General features: G+C 76.1%; 4 protein-coding genes and 1 pseudogene. 1 reads left to right on the top strand and 4 read right to left on the bottom strand.

What is annotated here, in order from left to right; translation table 11 throughout:
* The 3 genes from CCN44_RS39060 to CCN44_RS39050 form a co-directional block, all read right to left on the bottom strand.
* Positions 1-915: AAA family ATPase (locus CCN44_RS39060; RefSeq protein WP_086703784.1), on the bottom strand; the 915-nt coding region annotated here is incomplete at its 3' end.
* 46 nt (positions 916-961) lie between these two features.
* Positions 962-2,698, bottom strand: coding sequence for a VMAP-C domain-containing protein (locus CCN44_RS39055; protein WP_208639929.1), 1,737 nt, complete (start codon positions 2,696-2,698; stop codon positions 962-964).
* The gene (locus CCN44_RS39050) at positions 2,698-3,138 is read right to left on the bottom strand and encodes a CU044_2847 family protein (protein WP_308406513.1); all 441 of its coding nucleotides are present in this window, start codon (positions 3,136-3,138) and stop codon (positions 2,698-2,700) included. Before CCN44_RS39050 ends, CCN44_RS39055 begins: the two co-directional genes overlap by 1 nt.
* 239 nt (positions 3,139-3,377) lie before the next feature.
* Between CCN44_RS39050 and CCN44_RS39045 the strand changes: the two genes are divergently transcribed.
* Positions 3,378-6,995: a S8 family serine peptidase gene (locus tag CCN44_RS39045; protein WP_086703782.1), complete on the top strand. Its 3,618-nt coding sequence runs from the start codon at positions 3,378-3,380 to the stop codon at positions 6,993-6,995.
* Position 6,996: 1 nt separating this feature from the next.
* Here CCN44_RS39045 and CCN44_RS46950 read toward each other — a convergent pair.
* Positions 6,997-7,266: pseudogene (locus CCN44_RS46950) on the bottom strand (carboxyl transferase domain-containing protein); the annotation flags it as partial.

Genomic DNA, 7,266 nt, shown 5'->3' with positions numbered 1-7,266 from the left:
GTCGGTGGCCAGGTCGCCGACGCCCGACCGGGACAGGAAACGGTCGATCAGCGTCCGCGCGTAGGCGTCCGGTTCCCCGAGGTGGGCGCGGACGATCTCGGCGAGGTGCCGGTCGTCCGGCTGGCGCAGGTGCAGCGTGACGCAGCGGCGCAGGAAGGCGGGCGGGAACTCGCGCTCGCCGTTGCTGGTGAGGACGACGAAGGGGAAGGCCCGGCAGCGCACCCGGCCGCGGGCCACCGGGACCCGCTCGTCGGTGCCGTCGGCCAGCACCTCGGCGACGCCGTCCGGCGTGAGCCGGGAGGCGCGCACCAGCTCGGGGATCTCGTACTGCCCCTCCTCCAGTACGTTCAGCAGGTCGTTGGGCAGGTCCAGGTCGCTCTTGTCGATCTCGTCGATGAGCAGCGCCCGGGGACGCTCGTAGGGCAGGAGGGCGGTGCCGAGCGGGCCCAGGCGCAGATGGTGCTCGATGCCCGACCGGTCGTCCGGGCCCTGCGTCCGGTCCGGCCGGGCGGCCTCCTGCCGGGCCGCGTACAGCCGGGAGAGCGGGTCGTACTGGTAGAGGCCGTCGTGCAGGGTGCTGCGGCTGGTGATGTTCCAGCGCAGCACCGGACCGAGCCGCAGCTCCCGGGCGACCGCGTACACGAGCGAGGACTTGCCGGTGCCGGGCGGGCCGGTGACCAGCAGCGGGCGGCGCAGATACAGGGCCGCGTTGACCAGCTGCACCGTCTCCGGCGTGGCCTGGTAGGTCTCGGCGCGGTGGGTGCGGTCGGGGGAGACGGCGGAGGCGTCCGCTTCCGCGTCCGGCGCCGGGAGCGCCGGCCCGCCGTCGAAGGCCCGCCAGGGCGGCGGCGGGGGCAGCTCGGCGATGCCGTCGTGCGGCTCGTTCGTACCGGTGTAGACGGGCCACAGGGGCATGGGCTCTTCTTCTCCGTGGGGGGGGGCGGTCGGTCGTGCGGTTCGGTCAGGCGACGGGCGAGTGCAGGCTCGCGGTGGTCTCGGGGAAGCAGCGCGGGTCGTCCCAGAGCAGCTGCACATCTGAGGCCCAGTGCCGGTCCGGTTCGTCGTCGGCGGCCGCCGTCAGCCGCAACGACAGGATGTGGCGGGGCAGTTCGGCGGGCGGTACGCCGGCGACGGCGGCGGTGAGCTGGTCGAGGAACGCGGTGCCGGGGCAGGGCCGGTCCTCGGGCCCGGCACCGGAGCGCGGGGCGTCCTCGTGGCCGGGGCAGGGCGCGCCGGTCCGGGGCCACAGCAGGACGGGGACGGGGACGGTGAGGCCGACCTCGAAGTGCTGCCGGGCCGCCGTGGGCGGGGCCGCGAAGCCGGCCAGGTGGGCGTCGCCGTCCCACAGCCGTTTGCGCAGGCTCGGCGGTCGCTCCCGGGTGCCGCACTCGACGCGGTGCACCTCGATCGCGCCGCCGGAGTCCAGCTTCTGCCACTTCTTGCGCAGCTGGTGGCGCAGCCGGCCGCTGTGGTGGCGGGCGCGGTCGGTCACCACGAGGGGGTAGGCGCAGCCGAGGGGCGTGCTGTCGTCCGCGCCGCACTCCCAGTGCGCCACCGCCTCGTTGAGCCACTCGCGCGGCAGGACGAAGGTCACCAGCTCGTCGGCGTCCGGCGCGAGGTGGGCCACGGCCTCGTCGATGCGGCTCTGTACGTAGGCCCGCACCGCGTTCCGCGGCAGCCGGCGGGCGCCCACCGGCCTTCGCCGGCCGTCGCGGTACGCGGACACCTCCACGGTCACCTGGTCGGGCCCGGCACCGCTGTGGTCGATCTCCACGACGACCGGGGACCAGGCCGGGGCCGCCGGGATCGCCGCGTCGGGGGCCGCCGCGGGCGCGGGGGACGATAACGCCGGTCCCTCGTGGAGCAGTTCGCGGAGCCGGTCGGCGAACCGGCCCTCCGCCGCCGGGTCCGGGACCTCGCCCTGCACATAGGCCGCGGCGGCCCACAGCGAGCTGAAGCCGCCCGGCGGCAGCGGCGGCCCGAAGGCGCCGACCGCGTCCACGTACAGCCGGTTCGGGTCGCACGCCGGGCCGGTGCCGGCGGCGGCCCGGCGCAGCAGGGCGTGCAGCAGGTCGCGGGTGTCGTCCCGGTGGCCGGGGGCGGGCACCAGCTCGCGCAGCCCGGGCCAGTAACGGGCCATCACGTCCAGCGGCAGCATCCGGCCCTTGCGCACGTCCGGCGCGTCCGAGGCCGCGGTGATCATGCCGGCCACCCTGCCGTCCGGCAGCGTGGCCGCCGCCCCGCTGAACCCGGCCACGAGCGGCTGCCCGTGCCCGTTCCACGCCACCAGCTCCAGCCACTCGCCGGCGATCAGCTGACCGGAGACGGCCTGGTACTCGGCGAGCGTGCCCTCGTCGTAGCCCTCGGGGAAGCCGTACGCGATCAGTTTCGGGTACGGCTCGGTGTACGCGGCGGCGGGCGGCGCGAAACCGGCCGGGGCGAGCGGGACGTCCCGGTCCAGTTCGAGCACGGCGACATCGCCGGGGTCGGTGACCTCGCCCGCCCAGCCGCCGTGGACGACGACCGTGGCGGACAGCTCGCCCAGCTCCCGGGCGTGCGGGAAGGAGACGGTCACCGCCGCCCGGTCGCTCCACCGGACGACATGGGCACAGGTGAGCACCCGGCGGCCGGTGACCAGGAATCCGGCCCCCACCTCGTCGCCACAGGCGATCCGGGCGTGCCAGGCGGCGCTGTGCATCACCGGTCGGCGGGCTCCGGGTCGGGCGCGGTCCGGCCCGGCGCGGGCTGCCCGGGCACGGCCGGCGCCGGCGTGACCGGCCCGGGCACGGCCTGCCCGGACGCGCTCTGCGCGGGTGCGGTCTGTTCCGGCTGCTGTCCGGGGGCCCAGCTCAGCTTGACGAGCAGGTGGCCCTCCGCCGACCCCTTGGCGATGACGGCACCGGCCTCCGCGGACAGCCGCACGCCGAACTCGATCTCCACCGCGTCGGGGCGCAGGCTGCCGTCCCGGAAGACGCGCAGTGCCGCCGTCGCCGCCGCGCGCACGCCGTCCAGCGCGCCCTCGAAGGTGCGCGCGGCCTGCGCCGGACCGTCGCCGCGCGAGACGAGGCGGGCCCCCGACCGGGTGGTGCCGGCGCCCTCCACCACGACGAGCGCACCGTCCTCGGTCCTGAACTCCACCAACCCGTCCATCGTGGTGCTCGCTTCCCCCGTCGTACCTGACCAGTGACCGCCTCCCATGTTACGGACGGTGCCAGCGGAGTCACATGTCCGACGGGGAGCGGCGGGACTCGTATCGAAGTTGGCGAAAACCCGCCAGGGCGCCTTTCCGTCAGCATCGGTCAACTCCCGTACAGCAAGCGGCACATCACACTCGTCCCAGCACGCGACGCGCTCGACACACACGAGAAGAGGCGTGGATGAGCACAGGACCAGTCAGACGCGGGGCGGCCCTGCTGGCGGCGGCGCTGGTGAGCGCCCTGCTCCCGGCCGGCCCGGCGGTCGCGGCGCAGCCCGCACCCGCCCCCGGCCCCGGCAACCGCGGGGCCACCACCGTCACCCTCGTCACCGGCGACCAGGTGACCGTCACCGACCTCGGACACGGCCGACGCACCGTCACCGTGCAGCGGCCCCGCGGCGCCACCGGTGCCGTGCGGACGCAGCAGAGCGACGGCCGGCTCACCGTCGTACCGGACGAGGCGCTGCCGTATCTGCGCGCCGGCACCCTGGACCGGCGGCTGTTCGACGTCAGCGGGCTGATCCGGCAGGGGCTCACCGACGCGAAGACCGACGCGCTGCCGCTGATCGTGACGTACGACAAGGGCGCGCGGGCCGCGACCCCGGCCGGTGCCGAGCGGACCCGCGCGCTGCCCAGTGTGCGCGGCGCCGCCCTGTCGGCCGGCAGGGGCCGCACCTTCTGGCGGTCGTTCACCCGCACCTCGGGCATCGGCACGGTGTGGCTCGACGGGCGGGTGACGGCCGGCCTGGCCGAGAGCAACGCCCAGATCGGCACGGCGGCGGCCTGGGACACGGGGCTGACCGGCAGGGGCGTCACCGTCGCCGTCCTCGACACCGGCGCCGACCTCGGCCACCCCGACCTGGCGGGCCGGGTGAGCACCACCCGGAGCTTCGTCGACGGACAGGAGGTCGCCGACCGCAACGGACACGGCACCCACGTCACCTCCACCGTCGGCGGCAGCGGCGCCGCCTCCGACGGCAAGGAGAAGGGTGTGGCACCGGGCGCGACGCTCGCCGTCGGCAAGGTGCTCAGCGACCAGGGCTCGGGCAGCGAGTCCCAGATCATCGCCGGGATGGAGTGGGCGGCCCGGGACGCGCACGCCCGGATCGTCTCCCTGAGCCTGGGCTCCGCCGAGCCCAGCGACGGCACCGACCCCATGGCCCAGGCGGTCGACACCCTCTCCGAGGAGACCGGCGCGCTGTTCGTCGTCGCTGCCGGCAACACCGGCGCCCCCTCCTCCATCGGCTCGCCCGGCGCCGCCGACGCCGCCCTCACCGTCGGCGCGGTGGACTCCGCCGACCGGCCGGCCCCCTTCACCTCCGGCGGCCCCCGCCACGGCGACAACGCCCTCAAGCCCGACCTGGCCGCCCCCGGCGTCGACGTCCTGGCCGCCCGCTCCGGGCTGGTCCCCGGCACCGGCCCCTACACCTCCATGAGCGGTACGTCCATGGCGACCCCGCAGGTCGCGGGCGTCGCGGCACTGCTCGCCGAGCAGCACCCGGACTGGACCGGCGGGCAGCTGAAGGACGCGCTGATGTCCACCTCGAAGCCCCTGGACGCCTCCGCCTACCTGCTGGGCGCGGGCCGGGTGAGCGTGCCGGACGCGGTGCACGCGACGGTCACCGCCACCGGCAGCGCCGACCTCGGCTTCCACCGCTGGCCGTACGACACGAACCAGCCGGTCACCCGGACCGTCACCTACACCAACCGGTCCGCCGCACCCGTGGAGTTGAGGCTGTCCGTGCGGGGCGCCCCGGACGGCGTCGCCACCCTCGCCGACGACACCCTCACCGTCCCCGCCCACGGCACCGCCGCCACCACCGTCACCGGTGACGGCACGAAGGCACCGGTGGGGCGGACGAGCGGCAGCGTCGTGGCCACCGACCCGGCCGGCGCCACCGTCGCGCACACCGCCTTCGGACTGGTCAAGGAGGAGGAGCGGTACACCCTCACCGTCCACGTCAAGGACCGTGCGGGCGCGCCCGTCCCCGCCGACCTCACCGTGCAGCGGCTCGCCGCGGGCGCCGACCCCGGGCCCGCCCGCGTCGGCGACTCCGGCACGCTCGAACTGCGCCTGGCGCCCGGCACCTACTCCCTGGCCACCTTCCTCGACGTGCGCGGCAGCCACGGCGCCGACTCCCTCGGCCTCGGCTTCCTCGCCGCCCCCGAGGTCACCCTCGACCGGGACCGCGAGGTCACCCTGGACGGCCGGGGACTGCGCGAGATCCGCGCGGACGTCGACCGGCGCACCGAGACCCGCCAGCTCGTCATGGAGTACGCCCGGAAGGCGGACGGCGCCGACCTGTTCGGCGCGGTCCAGGTGCCCCTCACCCACGACAGCGTCTTCGCCGCGCCCACCCCGAAGGTCACCCGGGGCGGCTTCGAGTACCGGACCGTGTGGCGGCTGGCCGCACCGCTGCTGACGGTCCGGGGCGTTCGCGAGGCCACCGTCCAGCCCGGCGGCACCCTCGTCGAGGGCCGCACCCGGCTCCCCCTGGTGGACGTGGGCGACGGGCCCGTCGCCGGGGTGTCCGGCAAGGCCGTCCTCGCCCGCCTCGCCGACGGCGCCGACCCGGCCGCGCTCGCGCGGGCGGCCCAGGACGCGGGCGCCGCGGCCCTGTTCGTCACGGACGACACGCCCGGCCGGCTGATGGCCTGGTGGGGCACCGAGGACAACGCCGACCGGCCCCTGCAGATCGCCACCGTGAACACCGCGGACGCGGCCCGGCTCCGGGCGGCCGGCCGGGTCGACATGACCGGCACCGCCGACTCGCCGTACGTGTACGACCTGTCCGAGGGGCATCCGGGTGCCGTCCCGGACCGCGACCTCACCTACGCACCCGGCGCCCGCGAACTCGGCACGCTGCGGACGAGGTTCCACTCTTCCCGGCCGCGGGAGGGCGGCGAGTTCCGGTACTCGATCACCGACACCTTCCCGGTCGGCCTCGGCTTCCGGGAGCGCGTCGCCCTGCCCGCCGAGCGCACGGACCACGTCTCCACCGGTCCCGGCCAGCTGTGGCACGAGTCCGTCACCACCGCCGACGGGGCGCTGGAGGAGCGCGGCGGGCTCGTCCGCCACACCGGCGGCACCCGGTCGCGGCTGGACTGGTTCCGGCCGGTGTGGCACCCCTGGCTGGGCACCGGGCTCGGCTGGGGCCAGCAACGCGCGGGCGGCCGGATCCAGTTGAACGTGCCCGGCTGGGGCGACTCCGGACCCGACCACACCGGCTTCGGCGACGTGTGGAGCGAGGACAGCGGCATGCGCCAGACCACCGCGGTCCATCTGGACGGCACCCTGGTCGACGAGCGCACCGGTTCCGCCGCCTACGTCTGGGACGCGCCCGCCGACGAGCACACCTACCGGGTCGTCACCGACACCGCGCTGGACGCCGCCCGCTGGCCGCTCGCCACCCGCGGCCACACCGAGTGGACCTTCCGCTCGGCGGCCACCCCCGAGGACCACTGGACGTACCTGCCGCTGATCAACCTCGCCTACGACATCGACACCGACCTCGCCGGGTCCGTGCCCGGCGGGCGGCGGACACCGATCGGCCTCAGCGCCGAGTACGTCGCCCGGGCCGCGGGCACCGGCACCCTCGGCGGGGGCCGGCTGGAGGTGTCGTACGACGACGGCACGACCTGGCGGACGGTGCCGCTGAGCGGCCGGGGTGCCGCCGCCTGGCGCGGCACGCTGACCGTGCCGCGCGGCGCCTCGTCCGTCTCGCTGCGGGCCTCGGCCCAGGACGACAAGGGGGGATCGGTGACGCAGGAGATCGTCCGGGCGGTGGCGGTGCGGTGACCTACGGGCGGGCGTGGTCCACGATGCCCCGGACCACGCCCAGCTCGACCAGGTCCTGCGGGCGGATGCGGAGCTGGTCCGCGGTCGGCCGGATCTCCTGCGGCGGGCGCTTCAGGATGGCCGCGGCCAGTTCGGGGGCGATCACCGAGAAGTAACTGTCCGGCGTGGCCCAGGTGTTGCCGGGCGCGGCCAGGGCTAGGGCGCCGCCGGAGCCGCCCTCGCCGATGACCAGGGTGGTGATCGGCACCCGGGCGGCGGCCACCGCGCCGAA

The organism is Streptomyces tricolor, from assembly GCF_002155905.1.
GTDB lineage: Bacteria > Actinomycetota > Actinomycetes > Streptomycetales > Streptomycetaceae > Streptomyces > Streptomyces tricolor.
Note: the sequence above shows the minus strand (reverse complement) of the source record. Positions and strands in the feature narration are given on the sequence as shown.